Raw genomic sequence first — 20,042 nt, 5'->3', positions numbered from 1 at the left:
CGGACGCGCCCTGAAAGACCAAGCATGTACCGTTACGATGAGTTCGACCACGATTTTGTCCAGGCCCGCGTTGCCGAGTTCAGCGACCAGGTGCAGCGTCGTCTTGCCGGCGAGATCACCGAGGACCAGTTCCGGCCATTGAGGCTGATGAACGGCGTCTATCTTCAACTGCATGCTTACATGCTGCGCATCGCGGTGCCGTACGGCACGCTGAACGGCAAGCAGTTGCGCATGCTTGGCCACATCGCCCGCAAATACGACAAGGGCTACGGCCATTTCACCACGCGCCAGAACATCCAGTTCAACTGGCCGGCGCTGTCTGACATTCCGGCGATCCTGGCGGATCTCGCGAGCGTTGAGATGCATGCCATCCAGACCAGCGGCAATTGCATCCGCAACGTCACCGCAGACCACTTCGCCGGCGCTGCCGCCGACGAAGTCGCCGATCCGCGTCCCTACGCGGAAATCCTGCGCCAGTGGTCGTCGGTGCATCCGGAATTCTCGTTCCTGCCGCGCAAGTTCAAGATCGCGGTGACGGGCGCCGAGCGCGACCGCGCCGCCATTCAGACCCACGACATCGGCCTGCACCTGAAGAAGAACGCCGCCGGCGAACTCGGTTTTGCCGTCTATATCGGCGGCGGCCAGGGCCGCACGCCGATGGTTGCCCGGAAAATCCGCGACTTCCTGCCGGAAGCCGATCTTTTGTCTTACTGCACGGCGATCCTGCGCGTTTACAACCTCTATGGCCGCCGGGACAACAAGTACAAGGCGCGCATCAAGATCCTCGTCCATGAGACCGGCGTCGAGGAGATCACCCGTCAGGTCGAGGCCGAGTGGCTGGAGTTGAAGGACGCCGAGCTGAAGCTGCCGGAAGCCGACATCCGCGCGATCGAGGCCTATTTCGCGCCACCGGTGCTCGCTGGGCGGCCGGAAGGCGACCAGGCGGTCAAGCTGGCGCGGCTCGATTCCAAGGGGTTTTCGGAGTGGCTCGACCAGAACGTCGTGACGCACCGCCATCCCGACTATGCGGCGGTGACGATCTCGCTGAAGGGCATCGGCGAGGTGCCCGGCGACGCTTCGGACAGCCAGATGGAAGCGATCGCCGACATCGCCGAGAAATATGGCTTTGACGAGCTGCGTGTCAGCCATGAGCAGAACCTGATCCTGCCGCATGTGGCCCGCGCCGACCTCAAGGCGGTCTATGATGCGCTGGTCGGCATCGGTCTGGCGACAGCCAACTCCAACCTGATATCGGACATCATCGCTTGCCCGGGCCTCGATTATTGCGCGCTGGCCACGGCGCGCTCGATCCCGATCGCGCAGGAAATCTCGCAACGCTTCGCCTCGCTGGAACGGCAGCGCGAGATCGGCGAACTGAAGCTGAAGATCTCCGGCTGCATCAACGCCTGCGGTCATCACCATGTCGGCCACATCGGCATCCTCGGCGTCGAGAAGAAGGGCTCCGAACTCTATCAGGTGACGCTGGGCGGCTCGGCAGACGAGAACACCTCGGTCGGCGAGATCATCGGCCGCGGCTTCTCGTCGGAAGAGATCACCGACGCCATCGAACAGATCGTCGAGACCTATCTCGGCCTTCGGCTCGACCCACAAGAGAAATTCATCGACGCCTACCGCCGAGTCGGTCCCGCGCCGTTCAAGGAGGCGCTCTATGCTGGCGAAGCCAAGGCCGCTTGACCGTATTGGAGACGTCGATGACGGCATCGCCGCCAAAGCGGCGGGGCTCGATGCGCTCTACGGTCATCTGAAGCCGCTCGAGATCATCGAACGCTCGGCCCGCGAACTGTTCCTTGACGAGATCGCTGCGGTGTCGTCGTTCGGCGCGGATTCGGCTGTGCTGCTGCACATGATCGCCAAGATCGACCGGACACTGCCGGTCATCTTCCTCGACACCGGCAAGCATTTCGAGGAGACGCTCGGCTATCGCGACGCGCTCGCCGCCGATTTCGGGCTGACCAACATAAGGGTGATCAAACCCGAGGAAGCAGCACTCGAACGGATCGATCCGACGGGCAATCTGCATCAGAGCAACACCGACGCCTGCTGCGACGTGCGCAAGGTGGAGCCGCTGGCGCGCGGTGTCGCGCCATTTCGAGCCTGGCTCACCGGCCGCAAGCGTTTCCAGGCCGCGACGCGGGCAGCGCTGCCGGTGTTCGAGGCGGTCGGTCCACGCATCCGCATCAATCCGCTGGCGCATTGGACGACATCGGACCAGGCCGACTATATGCGCGCGCATGCGCTGCGCGAAAATCCACTGGTCGCCTATGGCTATCTGTCGATCGGCTGCTTCCCGTGCACGCAGCCGGTGCAGCCGGGCGAGGACGCGCGCAGCGGCCGCTGGGCCGGTCATGCCAAGACCGAGTGCGGCATTCACCTGTCGGGGCTGGAGAAGTCGCTGACCGACGCATCACTATAGGGTATGCTGAAATTCAGCCGGCCTGCAAACGGCGACCTTCGTCCGGAGACCGCCGGCTTTGCGTGGGATGGACTTTCAGCGGACCTGGATCTTGGGGCTTTAGGAATCTTTATGACTGGACCGACGACACCGGAGACCCGACTCTGGACCACTGCGGGTTTTCACGAGGATGAGTGGACGCATGCCGAAAGCGCCGATGCGCTGTCCGGCAACGGCCGCTTCATCCTGCCGTTGCAAGCCTTCCTCGATCTCGATCCGGAGGTACGCCGCTCGGCCAAGGAACGGCTCGGCGTCGTGCTGCAGCCGGGTGATCAGCTCGAGAAGATTGCCGACCTGCTCGACCAGCTGTCGCTGGTGGCATTGGCCTTCCCGGCCTTCAGCGACGGCCGCTCGTTCTCCAAGGGAGAACTGCTGCGCGGCCGCTACCATTTCGAAGGTGCCGTTCGCGCCACGGGCCAGGTGCTGGTGGACCAGCTGCCGCATATGCTGCGGCTGGGCTTCGACGAGTTCGAGATTTCCAATCCGGTGCTGTTGAAGCGCCTGGAGGAGGACCGTACCGGCGGATTGGGGCTCTACTACCAGCCAGCCGCCGTGCCGGAACCAAAAGGCCCGAAATACTCCTGGCGGCGCGTTCGCAGCAGCTGACGTTGCGGTAATTCCGCGCGTCTTTACATCAGTCGTGTTCAGGCCTTTTCTTGATCATCCGGATGGAAATCCGTGGACGATCGGGGAGGGGTCTTCATGCGTTACGACTATGTCATAGCCGGCGGTGGGTCCGCCGGCTGTGCGCTTGCCGCGCGGCTTTCGGAAGATCCATCGAAAACGGTCTGCCTGATCGAAGCTGGCGGCGAGGGCAGGGATATGCTGATCCGCGCTCCTGCTGGCATTATCAGCATGCTTTCCGGCCGGCCCAGAATCAACAACTGGGCCTTCGAGACCGTGCCGCAGCAAGGTCTTGGCGGCCGCAAGGGCTACCAGCCGCGCGGCAAGGCGCTGGGCGGCTCCAGCGCAATCAATGCAATGCTCTATGTCAGGGGCCATCGCAGCGACTATGACGAATGGGCAAATCTAGGCTGCGAGGGCTGGTCGTGGGATGAGGTGCTGCCCTATTTCCGGCGCGCCGAGGGCAATGAGCGCGGCACTGATGCGTTGCATGGCGGGGACGGCCCGCTGAAAGTGTCGAACCAGCGCTCGCCGAGGCCGATCGCCAAGGCCTTCATAGAGGCTTGTGGCGAAAACCAGATTCGCGCCTCGGACGATTTCAACGGACCGGAACAAGAGGGCGCCGGCTATTTCCAGGTGACCCAGTTTGCCGGTGGCGCCCGTAATGGCGAGCGCTGTTCGACTGCCGCCGCCTATCTCCATCCGGTGATGCAGCGGACCAATCTGACCGTGGTCACGCGGGCGCACGCCACAGGCATCGTCCTTGACGGCAAGCGCGCCACCGGCATCCGCTACCGGACACGCAAAGGCGAGACAGTGGCACAGGCGTCGCGCGAGGTGATCCTCTGTGGCGGTGCCTTCGGTTCGCCGCAGCTTCTGTTGCTATCGGGTATCGGCCCGGCGGCCGAACTTGCCGTGCATGGCATTCCCGTCGTCCACGAATTGCCGGGCGTCGGCAAGAACCTGCAGGATCACCTCGATTTCATCGTCGGCTGGAGATCGAAGGACACCGATATGCTTGGCATGAGCCCGCGCGGCGCGTTGGGTTTCCTCAGGCACATCGCGCAGTGGCGCCGGGATGGAACCGGGCTGATCGCCTCGCCGGCGGCCGAGAGCGGCGCTTTCGTCAAATCCGACCCGGCGCTTGAACGCCCTGACCTGCAGCTGCAATTCGTCATCGGCCTGGTCGAAAACCATGCGCGCACGCTGCACTACGGCTTCGGTTTTTCCTGTCATGTCTGCATATTGCGGCCGCACTCACGTGGCGAGGTTGGGCTGGCCAGCGCCGATCCATTTGCCGCGCCACGCATCGATCCGCGCTTTCTCGGCGACCAGCGCGATGCGGAACTGCTGCTGAAAGGCGTGAGGATCACCCGGCAGGTGCTGGCTTCGCCGGCGCTGACGCGCTACCGGCACAAGGAAATGCACATCGCCGGCGAGCCGAGCGATGCCGATCTGATGACCCATATCCGTACCCGCGCCGACACGGTCTATCACCCGGTCGGCTCCTGTCGGATGGGGGTCGACGAGATGGCGGTGGTCGATCCGCAACTCAAGGTGCGCGGGCTTGAAGCCTTGCGTGTCGTGGACGCCTCGGTGATGCCGACACTGATTGGTGGCAACACCAATGCCCCAACCATCATGATCGCCGAAAAGGCCGCCGACATGATCAGGGCTGCCTGATCGGAGCTCCAGGCCGCGGCGCCCATAGCGCGGCGGTCCTTTTGTTATGACGCAATTGCCCAGGGAAAACGTTACGCGCTTTCCCTGGGAAACCGTTCAAACTTCTCCTGGAATTGCTTAAGCCGCCGCCCGTGCCTCGCGGAACGACACCAGCTTGCGGCGGTTTTCGTCCCACAATGCCAATTTGACGCAGCGCAAGCTTTCGAGCAGCGTGACACGGCCGATGTCGCGCAACTCGGGATAATCCCGCAGCACTTCCTGCAACCGGTAGCACGGCACCTTGGCGGAGAGATGATGGACGTGATGGACACCGATGTTCCCGGTGAGCCAGTTCAGCACCGGCGGTAGATCGTAATAGGACGATCCGTGCAGGGCAGCGTGCTGGAATTCCCAGTCGGCATCCTTCGCCCATTCCGTTTCCTCGAACTGGTGCTGGACGTAGAACAGCCAGATGCCGGCCGAACCGGCGAGGATGACGATCGGCAGGTGGACCACCAGGAAAGCGCCTGGGCCGACGAACCAGATGAGGATGGCTGCCGCGACCGCGATGCCAAGATTGGTGGTCATCGACGACACCCAAGGGGTCAGGCCGCCGCGCATCATGCCGACGGGGAGCCTTTGCTCGAAGATGAACAGCCAGATCGGACCGAGCCCGAACATCACCAGCGGGTGGCGATAGAGACGGTAGGCGAGGCGGCCTCGCCACGACATCTGCCGGTATTCTGCAACGGTCAGCGTCCGGATGTCGCCCATGCCGCGTTCGTCAAGATTGCCGGCGCTGGCGTGGTGCGTCGCGTGGGCACGCCGCCAGCAATCGTAGGGCGTCAGCGTCAGGATGCCGAGCGCGCGGCCAATCCAGTCGTCGGCGTAGCGATTGGCGAAGAAGGAGCCGTGGCCGCAGTCGTGCTGGATCATGAAGATGCGCACCAGAAACCCGGCCGCGGGAAGGATGAGGACCAGTCCCCACCAATGGCCATAGGCATAGGCCGCCGAGGACAGTCCCCAGAGTATGGCGAATGGAATGAGGGTGATGGCGAGTTCGACGGCGCTGCGCCGCCTGTCGGGCTTCTTGTAGCGGGCGAGAATCTTCAGCCAGGCGCGCTTGCTGTTGGCCACCGCCTCAGGGGAAATCATGTTCATCAGGAAGCATAGGCGCGGTGCCTCGCCGCCGCAAGGCAACATCACGCAAAATTACTGTGCGTAATTGTCGCGTGGCTTGGCGGTCGAGCCAGCCAACCGCCAGCTCAACCTGCTGATGACGTCGACCGCTATTCGCGATCGAGGATAGGACAGCCGCGCTCGGTGCCAAAAGTCACGCGCACGCGGTCGCCACCCTGTCTGCCGCGGACCGTGATCTCCCGGCGGCCGATGGACTCAATTCTTGCGCGGCGGATGCCCATTCGCTCTGCCTTGTCGAGAGCCCGGTCTTCCGTGCAGCCTCGTTGACGCCGGTCGCGCCGATCGTCGCGACGGGGACCTTCGCAATCGTCGTAGGCGGGGTCGCAATCTTCCATGAGCTTCAGCCGCGGGCCATGTTTGCCCAATTGCAGCTGCAGATTGTCTGCTTGTGCAGGAAAGGCCGCCAAAGTTATGGCGCCGAGGCCGACAAGCGCCATCAGCGATGAGGTAATCGAAACCTTGCGCATTACGTCCTCCATTTGAACCAACCCATCTATCCTTAGATGGTTCGGCTCTCCCCGGCTATTGCCGATAGGAGGTTTGCTGCCAAGATCGATTGTTGCGTTACGGCCGGCGCCAGCCGATGTCACCGCGCTCCGCCCCATCGAGGCGGTCGAGCAGTTCTCTGAGCCGGTCGGGGATGTCGGCTTCGGTGCGGAAGGCCGGCAAGGTGCGCAGAAAGCGGGTCACCGCCTCGGCGCCGAACTGGCGCCTGATCTCGATGGCCAGCCCCTCTGCCTTTTCGCCCATGTTGCGGGTCATCATCTCAAAATCCTGTCTCGGCTTCGAAACTCCTGCAGCAAGAGAATGGTTCCCCCATCATGCCTGTGTGGCAAGCAAAGCCGGCGGTTAAGGTAAAATTTGAATTAAAGTCGAAATGTCTTGCCTGTCATTGTCCCGCCTTGGCCGGCGGCTTCCATAGTCGCTTACCCCTTGATTTTTGGCCGCCAAACATCGATATCGGGCACAAAATCCACATCATTCGAGATTGACGGGAAACGGCGATGAGCGACCAGGCAAAAGACGAACGCGCGCCCGATGAAGTCGAGGCGACCGAGCCCACAGCCGAGCGCACGGAAGGCAGCACCGACGGTGATTATGAAGCCCTTGTGCGGCTGCTGAAGGAAAATGAAGAGCTGAAGGACCGCGCGCTGCGCGTGGCGGCCGAGATGGAAAACCTGCGGCGCCGCACGGCGCGCGATGTGCACGATGCGCGCACCTACGCGGTCGCGAATTTCGCCCGCGACATGTTGTCGGTGTCGGACAATCTGCGCCGCGCGCTGGATGCGATTCCCGCCGAGGCCAAAGCATCGGGTGACGCCGGCTTCAAGGCGCTGATCGAAGGCGTCGACCTCACCGAGCGCGCCATGCTGTCGGCGCTGGAACGGCATGGGGTCAAGAAGCTCGCGCCTGAAGGCGAGAAGTTCGATCCCAATTTCCACCAGGCGATGTTCGAAGTGCCCAATCCGGATGTCCCGGCCAACACCGTGGTCCAGATCGTGCAGCCGGGCTATTCGATCGGCGACCGCGTGCTGCGCCCGGCCATGGTGGGCGTCGCCAAGGGCGGGCCAAAGTTCGTCGCCGCTGAAGCACCGGTTGAGCCGGGGCCGGTGAACGAACAGGCTGAGAAAGATGCGTGAGGCAGGGGATAGGCAGTAGGCAGTAGGAAACTAGGGCAGTCGTATCAATCGCGCGGCTTCGTGCTATTCATACTGCCTAATCCCTAATCCCTACTGCCTTGGCCTCATGAACCCTATCGCGCTTCTTGACTATGCCGGTGTCGCCGTCTTCGCGGCGACCGGGGCGCTGGCGGCTTCGCGTAAGCAACTCGACATTATCGGCTTCCTGTTCCTGGCCAGCGTCACCGGGATAGGCGGTGGCACGCTTCGCGACGTTATCCTCAACCTGCCGGTTTTCTGGGTCGCCAACTCCGGCTATGTGCTGGTCTGCGCCGCGGTTGCGGTGCTGGTCTTCTTCAGCGCGCATCGTGTCGAATCGCGCTGGAAATGGCTGCTCTGGCTCGACGCCGTCGGGCTCGCCGCTTTTTCGGTGATGGGCGCGGCCAAGGGGCTTGCGATTACCGGTTCGCCGGTCGTCTCCGTCATCACCGGCGTGCTCACCGCCACTTTCGGCGGCATTCTGCGTGATCTCCTCGCCGGCGAGCCATCGGTGCTGCTCAGGCCCGAAATCTACGTTACGGCGGCCCTTGCGGGTGCCGGCCTTTACACGCTTGGCGAACTTGCCGGACTGCCGCCGCTCGCCTCGGACCTCGCCGGTTTTGCGGCGGCGTTCCTCGTGCGCGGTGGTGCGCTCAAATTCGGCTGGTCGTTTCCGTCCTACAAGAGCCGACCCGGCAGGCGGCCGGAAGATATTCCGTGAAGAGAGGGAATAGGGAATGGGGAATAGGGAATAGGGAATAGGGAATAGGGAATAGGGAATAATCAGTAGTCACAGGAGCTTAATCGTGGCGTCATCACTACTGCCTACTGCCTACTGCCTACTCAATCTCACGCCGCGAAGCGCTGGGCTTCGCCGCCATAATAGTTGACGTAGCGTGCGCCGATCTCCTTGACCGGCATCACGACGAACACATCGACCGTCGAGAATTCGCGATCGATGACGCAACCATCGCCGATGCGGGCACCGACGCGCAGATAGCCCTTGACCAAAGGCGGCATCGCGGCGATCGCCGCCTTGGCATTGACGGCCTCGATCGGCATCAGATCCATCGAGCAATAGCGCCCGGACACCGCGCGCACGTCCCAGGCCGAGTTCGTCCGGCAGTGGTGGGCTAGGTAGGTGAGCGCCTCGGCATGCGCCGCCGGCACGGTGCCGTGAAAGGACGCGCAGCCGGTCATCACACCGATTTCGTAATGGTTGATGTAAGCCCAGATGCCTTGCCACAACGCCTCGATGGTGCGCTTCGAGCGGTATTCCGGCAACACGCAGGAGCGGCCGAGTTCAAGGAAGCGCTGGCCGGGGTGGCGGGCGATGAGCTTGGTCAGCTCGAATTCACCTTCGGAATAGAAGCCACCGGCCGTGGCCGCGATTTCTTGCCGCAGCAGCCGATATGTGCCGACGATGCGGCGATGTTCGGGACCGGAAAGCGTGGTGTCCAAAACCAGCAGATGGTCGCAGAGCGGATCGAACCGATCGGCGTCCCGGCGGTCATGGGCCTGGAACAGGTCCTTCCTGGCGCCAAGTTCGTCGTAGAACACCCGGTAGCGCACTTCCTGCGCGGCCGCGATCTCGGCCTCGTTGCGAGCGAGCCGCACTTCAAGATTGCCTATACGGCCCAGCGCAGCGCCCTTTATGACGGAATCGACGTTACGTCCGGCAAGCAAGGCGCTGCTGGCGTTCGGCCGAGTGTCACATTCCGGCATAACTGTATGCACGAGTGATTCTCCTTCGAGCCATCCCTCTTGGCACGGGGATACGGTGTAGGTGCAACAGGATTGTGACAGTACCGTGATACGACGTCATGGGCAATACTTCGTCGGCTGGCGAATACGATCAACCGGCTACGTTTAAGTGATCGCCCGTGCCGAATGGCGGTGGAAAGCTCAGGCCGCGACGACCTGCCCCTCGACGGCATTGACCAGCGCCTCGGGGTCGAGCGGCTTGGTGACAAAGCCGCTGGCGCCATGGGCCAACACCGCGTGACGGGTCTTTTCCTGGCTGTCGGCCGACAGCACCATGATCGGCACCGGCCGCACTGCACTTTCTTCCTCATGGCGGCGGATGGCGGCAATCGCGTCCAGCCCGTCCATGACCGGCATGTGGAGATCCATCAAGACCACGTCGAAGCGGTCCTTGTGCGCGGCGCCGGTGACAGCCTCGACGGCGGCCTTGCCGTTGCCGACCACCTTGACGCGATGCCCGGCCTTCAGCAGCGTGGCGCGGGCCAGCATGGCGTTGATGTCATTGTCCTCGGCGATCAGCACCGACAGGCCGCGCTGGCGGTTGCCGATGGCGCGCAGCGTCGGCGCGCCGCGCCTTTCCGGCTGCGGCGGGCCGAGGCTCGGAGCATGGCTGCTCAACAGCACACGCAGAAGTGTTCCGCCACGCACCGGTCTGGCCAGGAAGGTTGCGTAGCCGCTGGCTCGGAACTCGCCAAGCATGCCGCGATCGGTCGGCGCGATCAGCGTGATCGCCTCACAGTCGGAGAAACCGCTTTGGCGCAGGCGCTTGAGCAGCCTTCCGTCGCCTTCTTCCATCGCTGCATCGACCAGGATCGCATCGCAGCCGGCGGCGAAACGCGCGGCCTGTGCGGCAGTGGTGGCGATGTCGACCGCGCCGCCATTGGCGCGGATGGTGCGGGCGATGGCGTCGGCCTCGACGGCGTTCTTCGACAGGATCACCGCGCGTCTGCCCGAGAGAGCATTCTGGTGGCCCTGCGGCGCTTCGGTGGCCGCTATCGCAGGGATTTCGAAGACGAACTCGGATCCCTGGCCGAGCCGGCTGGATACCGAGATCGTGCCGCCCATGGCGGCCACCAGGCGTCTGGAGATGGCAAGGCCGAGGCCGGCCCCGCCATGTGTGCGTGTCGACGTGCCGTCGGCCTGCTCGAACTCCTCGAAAATGCGCTCCAGGTCGGCATCACGCAGGCCCGGACCGGTATCGGCGATGGTGAAGCATATGCGGTCGCTGGTTTCGGTGCGTGCGCGTGCTATGCTCACCAGCACGCCGCCGCTGTCGGTGAACTTGATGGCGTTGCCGATGAGGTTGAGAAGCACCTGCCTCACCTTGCCCGGATCGGCGGTGATCAATTGCGGCACGTCGGGTTCGACATGGCAACCCAGCCCGATATCCTTGGCGAAAGCCCGCGCTGCCAGCAATTCGATGATGTTGTCGGCGATCTCGCGCACCGACATCGGCTGCGGCTCGGGGTCGAAACGCCCGGCTTCGATCTTGGAATAGTCGAGAAGATCCTCGATCAGGGCAAGCAATGCGCTGGCCGAGGTCGAGACGGCGCCGACATAGGTTTGCTGCTCCGGCGACAGGCTGGTGTCGGCCAGCAACCTGGCCATCCCCATGATGCCGTTCATCGGGGTGCGGATTTCATGGCTGACGGTGGCGAGGAAGCGCGATTTGGCCTGGCTGGCATATTCGGCCCGTTCGCGTGCGGTGATCAGCGAGGATTCGGCGCGTTTGCGGGCGGTGATGTCGCGGGCGATGGCGCGGTGCGAAACCGCGCCGCTGTCCTTGTCGCGCACCGACAGTTCGATCCAGGAGAACCAGCGCTGCCCGCTCGGCGTGCTGATAGAGACATCGGTGGAACTCAGGCACTCATGGTCGGAAAAGGCGGCATCGGGAACCATGCCGACCTCGATGCCCAGTTCTGCCAGGGTCTTGCCGGCAAGGTCGCGCTGGTCGATCTCGACGAGATCGGCGAAGACCTTGTTGGCATAGACGATGTAGCCATCGCGGTCGCGATGGATGACGAGATCGCCAAGCGCGTCGATCAGGCCGCGAAAGCGCTCATCGCTCTCCTGCATCTCCCACATGCGGTCGGCCAGCGTCTCGATCTCGGCGCGGCTGCGGGCAGTGGTTTCGTCAAGAAGGGCAGAGGTGCGATGTTCGCTCCGCCTGGCGCGCAGATGCAGGGCAAGACCGGCAAGACCGGTTGCCAGCAATGCGACGCTAATGAAGATTGGTGCCCCGGTCAGATGCGCCAGCCCGGCCACCACCACGATGGCGACGAATGTCAGAAAGGGCAGGCTTTCGCGCCTGGAGAATTCCGGCTCGGGCACCAGCGGCGGGAGCACCGCATCGACGTCGTCGCCAGTGTCCGCCTGTTGGCTGCCGGATTCCGCGATCATGCGAAATCCTTGCCAGACAGAGATTATGGAAAATTGCGGCGGATCGTTCGAATTTTAGCGGATGAGCGCTTTTTGCCGAGGCGCGGCGGGTTTGCCGCAGATCTGGCGATTCCATCCTTCCGGCAGTTGGGCGGAGTCACATACCCACGACGACGCGGCCGCGGATCTTGCCGTCGACGATGTCGCGCGCGGCATCGACGATGCCGTCGAACCCGATGGTGCTGGACAGGCTGGCGAGCTTCTGAAGATCGAGGTCGGTGCCGATGCGGCGCCATGCCTCGAGGCGGACTGCTTTCGGCGCCATCACTGAATCGATGCCGAGCAATGAGACGCCGCGCAGGATGAAGGGCGCGACGCTGGTCGGCAGGTCCATGCCGCCGGCCAGGCCGCAGGCGGCGACCGCGCCGCCATAGGAGGTCATCGAGAGCACATTGGCCAGCGTGTGGCTGCCAACTGCGTCGATGCCGCCGGCCCAGCGCTCCTTGGCCAGCGGCTTGGCCGGCTGGGCAAGCTCGTCGCGCGATATCACTTCGGCGGCGCCAAGGTCGATCAGATAGGGGCTTTCGGCATTGCGGCCGGTGGAAGCAATGACATGGTAGCCGAGGCTGGACAGGATCGAGACCGCGACCGAGCCGACACCGCCGGCCGCCCCCGTCACCACCACCGGGCCGCGATCGGGCAGGATGCCGTGCCGCTCCAGGGCCATGACGCAGAGCATGGCGGTATAGCCTGCGGTGCCGACGGCCATCGCGTCATGCGGGCTGATGCCTTGCGGCAGCGGCACCAGCCAGTCGCCTTTGACACGGGCGCGGCCAGCATAGGCGCCGAAATGGGTTTCGCCGACGCCCCAGCCGTTCAGGATGGCTTTGTCACCGGCGCGCCAGTCGGGATGGGAAGACGAGATGACGGTGCCGGCGAAATCGATGCCCGGCACCAGCGGCCAGCGGCGGATCACCGGCGCCTTGCCTGTGATCGCCAGGCCATCCTTGTAGTTCACCGTCGTTGCCTCGACCGCGATGGTGACATCGCCTTCCATCAGGTCGGCGTCGGTGAGATCGGTCACGGTTACCGACTGCTTTTTCTCGGCGTCACGCGAAACGAGGATGGCTTTGAAGGTTTCGGACATGTCTTTCTCCGCGATCGTGTTTGGCGACATGAACTGTGCGGCGATGGCGGCACGGGGTCAATCCTTCGAAGACTTGGCCTTCGAAGACTTGGCCTTGGAAGGCATGGCTTTGGAAGGCTTGGCGTTGGACGGCCCGGGCTCGCGCCGCCAGCCGAACAGCTCGTCGAAGACGACCAGTGCCGCGCCCACCGAGATGAAGGCGTCGGCAAGGTTGAAGACGGCGAACGACCAGACCGTCGTGTGGAACAGGATGTAGTCGATGACGTGGCCGTAGACGGCGCGGTCGATCAGGTTGCCGAGCGCGCCGCCGACGATCAGCGCAAAGCCGGTGCGGGCAAGGATCTGGGACGGCGCGATCCGCGTCGCCAGGAACAGCACGAAGGCAACGACGGCGAGCGAAATGACGATCAGCCCGGTGTCGCCGAAGGATGAGAACATCGAGAAGGCGATGCCGGTATTGTAGGTGCGAAACAGCGCCAGGAAGGGCAACAGATCAACCTTTTCCTGAAAAGGCAGACCGGCCTCGACCAGGTACTTTATCCACTGGTCGAGCGCGATGGCCGCGACGACGAGCAGTGCGTAGGGAGACCATGATCTCACGGGCAGGCAACCTTCATTGCTGGTCCAGGATTGGCTCGAGCTTCAGCGCGCCGCGCCGGATCTCGAACAGCATGATGCCGGTGGCGACGGCCAGATTGAGCGAATCGGCACGGCCCGCTTGCGGAATCCTGAGCAGCCTGTCGCAGCTCGCAGCCAGGCTTTCGGGCAGCCCCTGCTGCTCGTTGCCCATCATCAGCAGCACGGGCCCGCGGGAAAAATCGACCGAGCGGTAGTCGACGGCGCCTTTCAGGTGGGTTCCGGCGACGAGGCCTGAGAAGCCGCCCCGCCAGGCAAGGAAAGCCTCGGTTGTCGCCTTGGCTACCGGCACGGCAAAGATCGAACCCATGGTGGCGCGCACCGTCTCCACGGAGAATGGATCAGTGGTATCGCCGACCAGAATGACGCCTTTGGCGCCGACGGCATCGACGGTGCGGATGACGGTGCCGAGATTGCCGGGATCGCGTACCCGATCGAGTGCCACCCAGACGTCGCCATTGTCGGCGCGCACATCCTTCAAGGCGAGGAATTTCTGCGAAAAGACGCCCACCACCATTTGCGGATTGTCGCGGCGGGTGATGGCGACCAGCACCTTTTCCGACACTTCTAGCACCATGCCGCCTGCGGCAACGGTGCGTGCGGCCACCTTCTCCACCGCCGCATTGCCGCGCCCGGCTTTGGCGAAAACCAATGTCCTGATCTGCCAGCCGAGATCGAGCGCATCGATGACCAGCTTCAGCCCCTCGGCCATGAAGGCGTTCTGCTGGTCGCGGAACTTCTTCTGAGCGAGCGCCTTGATGTCCTTGACCAGCGGATTGGCGAGGCTGGTGACCTCCTTCACCTGGCCAGGTGCGCCTGCATGCCGCTCGTTCATTCAGCCACCCAACGCGAAAACAATGAGGTCGAGAGCGCCCGGCCGGCGGACTTTTCACGGATGATCAGCTCACCCGATTCAATCTTGCCGCCCATGCCGGCAAACGTATCGCGCATCAAGGCGTGGATGGCGAAGAAGGAGGCGCGGATGGAATAGGCGGTCAGCACCACGGCAAGCGGCTTCGGCGTCAGGATCGCCCGGCAAAGTTCGGTCAAATCAGGCAGGTCCTCGAACAATTGCCAGACCTCGCCCTTGGGGCCACGGCCATAGGCCGGCGGGTCGAACAGGATGATGTCGTAGCGGCTGCCGCGACGCTCCTCGCGCTCGGCGAATTTGACCGCGTCGTCGACGATCCAGCGGATCGGCTTGCTGCCGAGGCCGGCCATCTCCTGGTTTTCACGGGCCCAGCCAATTGCCTTCTTCGAGGCATCGACATGGGTGACCTCGGCGCCGGCGCGAGCCGCCACCAATGAGGCGAGACCGGTATAGCCGAACAGGTTCAGCACCTTGACCGGCCGCTTCGCCGCCGCGATCAGCCCGGCCATGTGATCCCAATGGGAGGCCTGCTCGGGAAAGACGCCGACATGACGAAACGAGGTGAAACGGCCGAGATAGTCGATGCCGTCATGCTTCATCGGCCAGGTCTCGCCGAGTGGCAGCTTGGGAAAACGCCAGCGGCCGATACCCTCCTCGTCGGTGTCGCCGGTGAAGACGGCGTCGGCGCGCTCCCATTCCTTTGCCGGCAAGGCCTTTTGCCAGATCGCCTGGCCCTCGGGCCGTACGATACGGTAGGGGCCATATTGTTCGAGCTTTTGGCCGGTGCCGCTGTCGAGGAGCGCATAATCGGCATTGGGCGCCACTTCCAGGATCACGGGAAGATGTTCGGCGGGCAGAGCGCCTTCGCGGCGGGCCAGGATGCGCGGCGCCGAGTTCGGTTCGGAACGACTTTCCGTCTTCGCCTCATGGCGCTCGCGCGGTGGCGCTTCCGGTCTGGCGGGAGCCTGGCCGGGACGCGGACGTGACACGTCCGCCGCACCCTTCGCGGATGGATGTGGACGGTTGTCGCGGCGTTTGTCGCGAAAAGACTTCAAGCGGGGGCAACTCCGAACGGGGTGGCCGCTTTTGACATAGGGCAACCGGCTTCGCAACCAAGTCCGACAGGTCGGCCTCTCCGGTTCAGGTTGGCCGCGATGGACCAATGTCAAAGAAACAGGCAAATCTACCGGATGTCCCGCTCCGAACGCCTGCTCGACCTGATCCAGTGCCTGCGCCGGCATCGCCGGCCGGTGAGCGGGCAAGCGCTGGCCGATGAACTCGGGATTTCGATCCGCACGCTCTACCGCGATATCGCCACGCTGCAGGGCCAGGGCGCGCCGATCGAGGGCGAGGCGGGTGTCGGTTATGTGCTCAAGCCCGGCTTCATGCTGCCGCCGCTGATGTTCAGCGACGAGGAGATCGAAGCCATCGTGCTCGGCTCGCGCTGGGTCGCCAAGCAGCCGGACCAGCGTCTTTCGGCCGCCGCTGCCAACGCGTTGGCCAAGATCGCGGCTGTCCTGCCGGACGATCTGCGCGAGGATCTCGACGCGAGCACACTGCTGGTCGGCCCTCCCGCCATGGCCATCGAGACCATCGACCTTGGCCTCGTACGGCAGGCCATCCGCAACGAGCGCAAGCTCGGCTTTCTTTACCGCGACGCGGGCGGCGCTGCGTCCGAGCGTGTCGTCTGGCCATTTGCGCTGGGCTTCTTCGACAAGGTGCGGGTGGTGGTGGCGTGGTGCGAGATGCGGCACGATTTCCGGCATTTTCGCACCGATCGCATCACCGAACTCCATGCAACAGACACGCGCTATCCGCGTCGTCGCCAGGCGCTGCTCAAGGAATGGCGGGCAACGCTCGACACGCCGCGTGGTTCGAGATGACTGCTGCCATAATCTGACAGTAGACCATCTTATGGTCGCCAAGTCGAAGCACCGAACCTTGGAGAGCAGTTATGGCCACCCCGAATTTCGTCATCCTCTATGTCGACCAGCCGCAGCAGAGCGGCGCCTTCTACAGCGGGCTGCTCGGCCGTGAGCCGGTCGAAAGTTCGCCGACCTTCGTGCTGTTCGTGCTCGATGCCGGCTTCAAGTTCGGCCTGTGGTCGCGCCACACGGCGGAGCCGGCAGCCGCCACGTCAGGCGGTGGCGCCGAAATCGTGTTTGCGCTGGATACGCCCGATGCGGTCGATGCCGCCCATGCCGACTGGTCCGGGCGCGGGCTGACAATCCTGCAGACGCCGACCGACATGGATTTCGGCCGTACTTTTGTCGCGCTCGATCCCGACAATCATCGCCTGCGCGTCTACTGGCTGTCCGATGGCGAACAGGCCAATGGTAACCATAAATGAGCGCGTATTGGATCGCCGTGGCGTCGGCCGAACATGTCCGGCGGGGCCGCGCAGCCGGCTTCATGCAGGTCAACCACGGCAAGGCGGCACCGCTGCGTCGCGTCAAGCCAGGCGATGGCATCGTCTACTATTCGCCGAACACTGTTTTGGGCGAGAAAGATGGCCTGCAGGCCTTCACGGCGATCGGCACGGTGCGGGAAGGCGAGCCCTATCAGGGCGATATGGGCGCTGGCTTCACGCCGTTCCGTCGCGATGTGGCGTGGGCCAAGGCCGAGGAAGCGCGGATCAAGCCGCTGCTCAACAAGCTCGAATTCACCGTCGGCAAGTCGAACTGGGGTTATCAGCTTCGCTTTGGCCTTTTCGAAATCGGGGATCAAGATTTTCGTGTTATAGCCGAGGCGATGGGCGCCGAGATGGGCGCAACGGCAACTAGGCCGTGAGCGCCTTGTAGACGGCAATGCCGGCGGCAAGATCCTCGAGCGCCGCGCCGACCGACTTGAACAGCGTGATCTCACCGGCGCTCTCGCGACCCTTCTTCTGCCCGCGCGCCAATTCGTGCAGATCGGCGACAATGGTTTCCGGCTTCAGCACGCCGGAGGCCAGCGGCTGGACGATGTCGCCGGCTTCCTTGGTGGCGCCGGCGCGGGTGTCGACATAGACGCGGGCAAGCCTGATCGCGTCGTCATCGCTCTCGCGCATCGTCGGCGTAAAGCCTCCGACCAGGTCGACATGGGTTCCCGGCTGCAACAGCGCACCCTTGATCAACGGCGTGGTGGTGATCGTCGCCGAGGAGACGATGTCGGCCTGCCCAAGCTCGGCATCGAGATCGCTCGCCGCGCTGGCTGCAAAACCCTCGGCGCGCAGGTCGGCGGCGACTTTCTCGGCATTGGCCGGAGTGCGGTTCCAGATGCGGATGGTCTTGATCGGCCGTACGGCCGAGTGCGCCTTGGCGAGGAAGGGCGACAGCGCGCCGGCGCCGACCACCAGCAGCCGCGAGGCATCGTCGCGGGCGAGATAGGAGGCCGCGAGCGCCGAAGCGCAGGCGGTGCGCCACTGTGTCAGCCGCTGGCCGTCGATCAAGGCCTCGGGTTCGCCGGTGGCGCCATTGAGCAGGAGATAGAGCCCCATCACCGCCGGCTTGCCGATGGCATTGTTGTCGGGGGACACGGTGACGATCTTGACGCCGACGTGACTGCCGGCCGATGTGCCCGCCCCGTTGAGATCGGTCCAGGCCGGCATCAAAAGCAGTGTGGAGGCGGCACCATCTGGCCGCTCGATCGTATGATGGTGCCTGACCGGCTGCACCGCACCGTCGCGAAACGCCGTGCGCAGCGTCTCGACCAATCCGGGAAAGGTCAGCGCATGGTCGACCTCTGCGGCCGAAATGGTCAGCATGAAAAACTCCGTAGGGACAAAGCCGCCTGCGGGCGGTTCAAGCGGTCGGCTTCGGCAATGCCGATCCTTGGGCGGACCCTTGGGCCGATCCCTGGGCCGGGCTTTGCGGTACCGCCGGCGCACGGCTGACCGCCTGGCGCAGGTTCTCGGCCTCGACGCCGCGCTGGCGCGCCAGCTTGCGATAGCGGCCCTGCTTGACCCAGGTTGCCAGGCTGCCGACGATCATGCCGATGGCGAGTGCCAGGAACAGGAAGATGAACAGCGGCAAAGTCAGGGTCAGCTTCGGATTGCCGGGGTTGAACGGATCCAGCGTGAAGGCGACCAGTTCGCGGTTGGCAACGGCGAGTGCGATCAGGATGATCGCCAGGGGCACGAAGATCGCGATGAGCATGAAGCGATTGAACATGATGTTTTCCGTCGGAAGCTGGCCTGTCCGAAAGGCCGTCAGGCGCTGACGTCGCGCCTACTTGCCGCCGTTCAGCCTTTCACGCAGTTCCTTACCAGTCTTGAAGAACGGCACCCATTTCTCCTCGACCTCGACGGATTCGCCGGTGCGCGGATTGCGGCCGGTGCGGGCGGGACGATTTTTCACCGAAAAAGCGCCGAAGCCACGCAACTCGACCCGGTTGCCTTCGGCAAGGGCATCGGTGATTTCATCGAAGATGGCGCCGACGATGTTTTCGACGTCGCGCAGGAAAAGATGCGGATTGCGCGTGGCAATAATCTGCACAAGTTCGGACTTGATCATGAGACGGGTCCCCGTGAAAGCAGTGCGGTCAAAATTATGAGGATGATTTTATTTGCTTTTTTCACTTGCCCCAAACGGCGTATCAAGGGTGCCAGACGGAAACGAGACCGTCAAGAAACAAGCGGTCGGCTCCGAGTTCATGGATGACGTCGCCGCTGTAGGCGGGCAGGCCGAGCGCACTGCTGATGGTTTGCGCCATCGCTTTCGAGAACAGGAAGCCGCCGCGCCGTTCGGTATCCTTCCATTCGACGACCTTGAGCTTGGCATCGACGCCCTTGGTGGCCAGCCAGTCGACCGCTACGGCCTCGCCGCCGACAGCGTCGATCAGCCCGTTGGCAACGCCTTGGCGCCCGGTGAATATCGAGCCGTCGGCAAGCATCAGCGCTTGTTCGCGGGTCATCTTGCGGCGTTCGGCGACGATGTCGACGAACCAGTTGTAACTGTCGAGGATGAGTTTGCGAACCATGGCGCGCTCGTCGTCATTGGTAGGCTTGAAGGGAGAGGGCGCGGCTTTCAGCGGCGAGGATTTCACCTCCTCCAGCTTGACGCCGAGCTTGTCCATCAGGCCGCTGACGTCGGGATACTGGATCAGCACGCCGATCGAGCCGACGATCGAGGTCTTGCGGGCAACGATGTGATCGGCGGCACTGGCGATCATATAGCCCGCCGATGCGGCGAGCGTGCCGACTTCCGCCACCACCGGCTTGTCGGCGGCCAGCTTGCGCACTTCTTCATAGATCGATTCACCGCCAACGGTGGTGCCGCCAGGCGAATCGATCGACAGGATCACCCCTTTCACCTTCGATGAAAGACGGATGGTTTCCAGGCGCTTGATCAGTTCCTCGTCCTCGGTGATCGTGCCTTCGATCTTGACCTTGGCAATATGGTCGACCGTCGAGCCGCCGAAATCGTCGCCATAGAACCAGGTTGAAAGCGCAATCACGCCAAGGGCCACGATGCCTATGGCGACAACGCGCCAGAATGTCAGCTTGCGCCGCAAACGGCGGCGGTCGATCAGGTCGTCGGCTCTCAGTGCCATGGTCAGCCTTTCAGTCGGCGGAAGGGGACGCTTTTAGACCATGATCCTCTCATCGGGAAGCAGTTCTCTTTCCGGCATTGTCTCAGTCTGAAGTTT

Annotated in this window: 22 protein-coding genes; 9 read left to right on the top strand and 13 right to left on the bottom strand. The window is 63.6% G+C overall.

Annotated elements, in window-relative coordinates; all coding sequences use genetic code 11:
* Window positions 1–24 precede the first annotated feature (24 nt).
* The 4 genes from NKH95_RS11860 to NKH95_RS11845 all read left to right on the top strand — a co-directional run bounded on the left by NKH95_RS11860 (window position 25) and on the right by NKH95_RS11845 (window position 4,780).
* Window positions 25–1,695, top strand: coding sequence for a nitrite/sulfite reductase (locus NKH95_RS11860; protein ID WP_023812517.1), 1,671 nt, complete (start codon window positions 25–27; stop codon window positions 1,693–1,695).
* A complete protein-coding gene (locus NKH95_RS11855; RefSeq protein WP_023812518.1) occupies window positions 1,670–2,434 on the top strand; it encodes a phosphoadenylyl-sulfate reductase in 765 nt (254 codons plus the stop codon). Before NKH95_RS11860 ends, NKH95_RS11855 begins: the two co-directional genes overlap by 26 nt.
* 111 nt (window positions 2,435–2,545) lie before the next feature.
* A complete protein-coding gene (locus tag NKH95_RS11850) occupies window positions 2,546–3,079 on the top strand; it encodes a DUF934 domain-containing protein (RefSeq protein WP_023812519.1) in 534 nt (177 codons plus the stop codon).
* A gap of 96 nt (window positions 3,080–3,175) precedes the next feature.
* Entirely contained in the window at window positions 3,176–4,780 is a 1,605-nt protein-coding gene (locus NKH95_RS11845; RefSeq protein WP_023812520.1) for a GMC family oxidoreductase, read from the top strand.
* A 117-nt stretch (window positions 4,781–4,897) separates the two neighbouring features.
* Here the strand turns inward: NKH95_RS11845 and NKH95_RS11840 are convergent, their stop codons facing one another.
* From NKH95_RS11840 to NKH95_RS11830, 3 genes are all read right to left on the bottom strand, one after another.
* Window positions 4,898–5,920, bottom strand: a complete 1,023-nt coding sequence (locus NKH95_RS11840) for a fatty acid desaturase (protein WP_023812521.1) — start codon at window positions 5,918–5,920, stop codon at window positions 4,898–4,900.
* A 128-nt stretch (window positions 5,921–6,048) separates the two neighbouring features.
* Window positions 6,049–6,426 (bottom strand): hypothetical protein, encoded by a 378-nt coding sequence (locus tag NKH95_RS11835; RefSeq protein WP_023812522.1) that lies wholly within the window; start codon window positions 6,424–6,426, stop codon window positions 6,049–6,051.
* 97 nt (window positions 6,427–6,523) lie between these two features.
* Window positions 6,524–6,724, bottom strand: a complete 201-nt coding sequence (locus NKH95_RS11830) for a hypothetical protein (RefSeq protein ID WP_023812523.1) — start codon at window positions 6,722–6,724, stop codon at window positions 6,524–6,526.
* Window positions 6,725–6,963: 239 nt separating this feature from the next.
* Between NKH95_RS11830 and grpE the strand changes: the two genes are divergently transcribed.
* Complete coding sequence (gene grpE / locus NKH95_RS11825) at window positions 6,964–7,599, top strand: nucleotide exchange factor GrpE (RefSeq protein WP_352891604.1); 636 nt, start codon at window positions 6,964–6,966, stop codon at window positions 7,597–7,599.
* Window positions 7,600–7,705: 106 nt separating this feature from the next.
* Complete coding sequence (locus NKH95_RS11820) at window positions 7,706–8,338, top strand: trimeric intracellular cation channel family protein (protein ID WP_352440853.1); 633 nt, start codon at window positions 7,706–7,708, stop codon at window positions 8,336–8,338.
* Between the two features lie 128 nt (window positions 8,339–8,466).
* Here the strand turns inward: NKH95_RS11820 and olsB are convergent, their stop codons facing one another.
* The 6 genes from olsB to NKH95_RS11790 form a co-directional block, all read right to left on the bottom strand.
* Window positions 8,467–9,342, bottom strand: a complete 876-nt coding sequence (gene olsB, locus NKH95_RS11815) for a l-ornithine N(alpha)-acyltransferase (protein ID WP_023812526.1) — start codon at window positions 9,340–9,342, stop codon at window positions 8,467–8,469.
* Between the two features lie 180 nt (window positions 9,343–9,522).
* Entirely contained in the window at window positions 9,523–11,781 is a 2,259-nt protein-coding gene (locus NKH95_RS11810; protein ID WP_352891603.1) for a response regulator, read from the bottom strand.
* 136 nt (window positions 11,782–11,917) lie between these two features.
* Window positions 11,918–12,907, bottom strand: coding sequence for an acrylyl-CoA reductase (NADPH) (gene acuI, locus NKH95_RS11805; RefSeq protein WP_352674949.1), 990 nt, complete (start codon window positions 12,905–12,907; stop codon window positions 11,918–11,920).
* A gap of 57 nt (window positions 12,908–12,964) precedes the next feature.
* Window positions 12,965–13,507 (bottom strand): signal peptidase II, encoded by a 543-nt coding sequence (gene lspA / locus NKH95_RS11800; RefSeq protein WP_023812529.1) that lies wholly within the window; start codon window positions 13,505–13,507, stop codon window positions 12,965–12,967.
* A 13-nt stretch (window positions 13,508–13,520) separates the two neighbouring features.
* The gene (locus NKH95_RS11795) at window positions 13,521–14,378 is read right to left on the bottom strand and encodes a TrmH family RNA methyltransferase (protein WP_013529576.1); all 858 of its coding nucleotides are present in this window, start codon (window positions 14,376–14,378) and stop codon (window positions 13,521–13,523) included.
* Window positions 14,375–15,469: an RsmD family RNA methyltransferase gene (locus NKH95_RS11790; protein ID WP_352774386.1), complete on the bottom strand. Its 1,095-nt coding sequence runs from the start codon at window positions 15,467–15,469 to the stop codon at window positions 14,375–14,377. The genes NKH95_RS11795 and NKH95_RS11790 overlap by 4 nt, the downstream gene beginning before the upstream one ends.
* 135 nt (window positions 15,470–15,604) lie before the next feature.
* Between NKH95_RS11790 and NKH95_RS11785 the strand changes: the two genes are divergently transcribed.
* The 3 genes from NKH95_RS11785 to NKH95_RS11775 all read left to right on the top strand — a co-directional run bounded on the left by NKH95_RS11785 (window position 15,605) and on the right by NKH95_RS11775 (window position 17,204).
* Window positions 15,605–16,297: a helix-turn-helix transcriptional regulator gene (locus NKH95_RS11785; RefSeq protein ID WP_352440856.1), complete on the top strand. Its 693-nt coding sequence runs from the start codon at window positions 15,605–15,607 to the stop codon at window positions 16,295–16,297.
* A 71-nt stretch (window positions 16,298–16,368) separates the two neighbouring features.
* A complete protein-coding gene (locus tag NKH95_RS11780; protein WP_352674940.1) occupies window positions 16,369–16,764 on the top strand; it encodes a VOC family protein in 396 nt (131 codons plus the stop codon).
* Window positions 16,761–17,204 (top strand): EVE domain-containing protein, encoded by a 444-nt coding sequence (locus tag NKH95_RS11775; protein ID WP_352440858.1) that lies wholly within the window; start codon window positions 16,761–16,763, stop codon window positions 17,202–17,204. Before NKH95_RS11780 ends, NKH95_RS11775 begins: the two co-directional genes overlap by 4 nt.
* Here the strand turns inward: NKH95_RS11775 and lhpI are convergent.
* The 4 genes from lhpI to sppA all read right to left on the bottom strand — a co-directional run bounded on the left by lhpI (window position 17,194) and on the right by sppA (window position 19,946).
* Window positions 17,194–18,159, bottom strand: a complete 966-nt coding sequence (lhpI, locus tag NKH95_RS11770; RefSeq protein ID WP_352891600.1) for a bifunctional Delta(1)-pyrroline-2-carboxylate/Delta(1)-piperideine-2-carboxylate reductase — start codon at window positions 18,157–18,159, stop codon at window positions 17,194–17,196. The genes NKH95_RS11775 and lhpI overlap by 11 nt on opposite strands.
* Window positions 18,160–18,196: 37 nt before the next feature.
* Window positions 18,197–18,565 carry a DUF1049 domain-containing protein gene (locus NKH95_RS11765; protein ID WP_352440860.1) on the bottom strand — a complete coding sequence of 123 codons (369 nt, stop codon included), beginning with the start codon at window positions 18,563–18,565 and terminating at the stop codon, window positions 18,197–18,199.
* Window positions 18,566–18,622: 57 nt separating this feature from the next.
* Complete coding sequence (locus NKH95_RS11760) at window positions 18,623–18,907, bottom strand: integration host factor subunit beta (protein WP_006200394.1); 285 nt, start codon at window positions 18,905–18,907, stop codon at window positions 18,623–18,625.
* 82 nt (window positions 18,908–18,989) lie between these two features.
* Complete coding sequence (gene sppA, locus NKH95_RS11755) at window positions 18,990–19,946, bottom strand: signal peptide peptidase SppA (protein ID WP_352440861.1); 957 nt, start codon at window positions 19,944–19,946, stop codon at window positions 18,990–18,992.
* Window positions 19,947–20,042 lie beyond the last annotated feature (96 nt).

The sequence above is a fragment of the Mesorhizobium sp. M0848 genome (genome assembly GCF_040319805.1).
Classification (GTDB): domain Bacteria; phylum Pseudomonadota; class Alphaproteobacteria; order Rhizobiales; family Rhizobiaceae; genus Mesorhizobium.
This window is presented reverse-complemented; position numbering and strand designations above follow the sequence as displayed.

Coding starts and splice junctions, on each gene's coding strand:
- sppA (WP_352440861.1), bottom strand. CDS start 19,946: ATGGCACTGAGAGCCGACGACCTGATCGACCGCCGCCGTTTGCGGCGC.
- NKH95_RS11765 (WP_352440860.1), bottom strand. CDS start 18,565: ATGTTCAATCGCTTCATGCTCATCGCGATCTTCGTGCCCCTGGCGATC.
- NKH95_RS11845 (WP_023812520.1), top strand. CDS start 3,176: ATGCGTTACGACTATGTCATAGCCGGCGGTGGGTCCGCCGGCTGTGCG.
- NKH95_RS11775 (WP_352440858.1), top strand. CDS start 16,761: ATGAGCGCGTATTGGATCGCCGTGGCGTCGGCCGAACATGTCCGGCGG.
- NKH95_RS11860 (WP_023812517.1), top strand. CDS start 25: ATGTACCGTTACGATGAGTTCGACCACGATTTTGTCCAGGCCCGCGTT.
- acuI (WP_352674949.1), bottom strand. CDS start 12,907: ATGTCCGAAACCTTCAAAGCCATCCTCGTTTCGCGTGACGCCGAGAAA.
- NKH95_RS11780 (WP_352674940.1), top strand. CDS start 16,369: ATGGCCACCCCGAATTTCGTCATCCTCTATGTCGACCAGCCGCAGCAG.
- NKH95_RS11840 (WP_023812521.1), bottom strand. CDS start 5,920: ATGAACATGATTTCCCCTGAGGCGGTGGCCAACAGCAAGCGCGCCTGG.
- NKH95_RS11830 (WP_023812523.1), bottom strand. CDS start 6,724: ATGATGACCCGCAACATGGGCGAAAAGGCAGAGGGGCTGGCCATCGAG.
- NKH95_RS11760 (WP_006200394.1), bottom strand. CDS start 18,907: ATGATCAAGTCCGAACTTGTGCAGATTATTGCCACGCGCAATCCGCAT.
- NKH95_RS11835 (WP_023812522.1), bottom strand. CDS start 6,426: ATGCGCAAGGTTTCGATTACCTCATCGCTGATGGCGCTTGTCGGCCTC.
- olsB (WP_023812526.1), bottom strand. CDS start 9,342: ATGCCGGAATGTGACACTCGGCCGAACGCCAGCAGCGCCTTGCTTGCC.
- NKH95_RS11810 (WP_352891603.1), bottom strand. CDS start 11,781: ATGATCGCGGAATCCGGCAGCCAACAGGCGGACACTGGCGACGACGTC.
- NKH95_RS11855 (WP_023812518.1), top strand. CDS start 1,670: ATGCTGGCGAAGCCAAGGCCGCTTGACCGTATTGGAGACGTCGATGAC.
- NKH95_RS11850 (WP_023812519.1), top strand. CDS start 2,546: ATGACTGGACCGACGACACCGGAGACCCGACTCTGGACCACTGCGGGT.
- lhpI (WP_352891600.1), bottom strand. CDS start 18,159: ATGCTGACCATTTCGGCCGCAGAGGTCGACCATGCGCTGACCTTTCCC.
- NKH95_RS11785 (WP_352440856.1), top strand. CDS start 15,605: ATGTCCCGCTCCGAACGCCTGCTCGACCTGATCCAGTGCCTGCGCCGG.
- NKH95_RS11795 (WP_013529576.1), bottom strand. CDS start 14,378: ATGAACGAGCGGCATGCAGGCGCACCTGGCCAGGTGAAGGAGGTCACC.
- grpE (WP_352891604.1), top strand. CDS start 6,964: ATGAGCGACCAGGCAAAAGACGAACGCGCGCCCGATGAAGTCGAGGCG.
- NKH95_RS11820 (WP_352440853.1), top strand. CDS start 7,706: ATGAACCCTATCGCGCTTCTTGACTATGCCGGTGTCGCCGTCTTCGCG.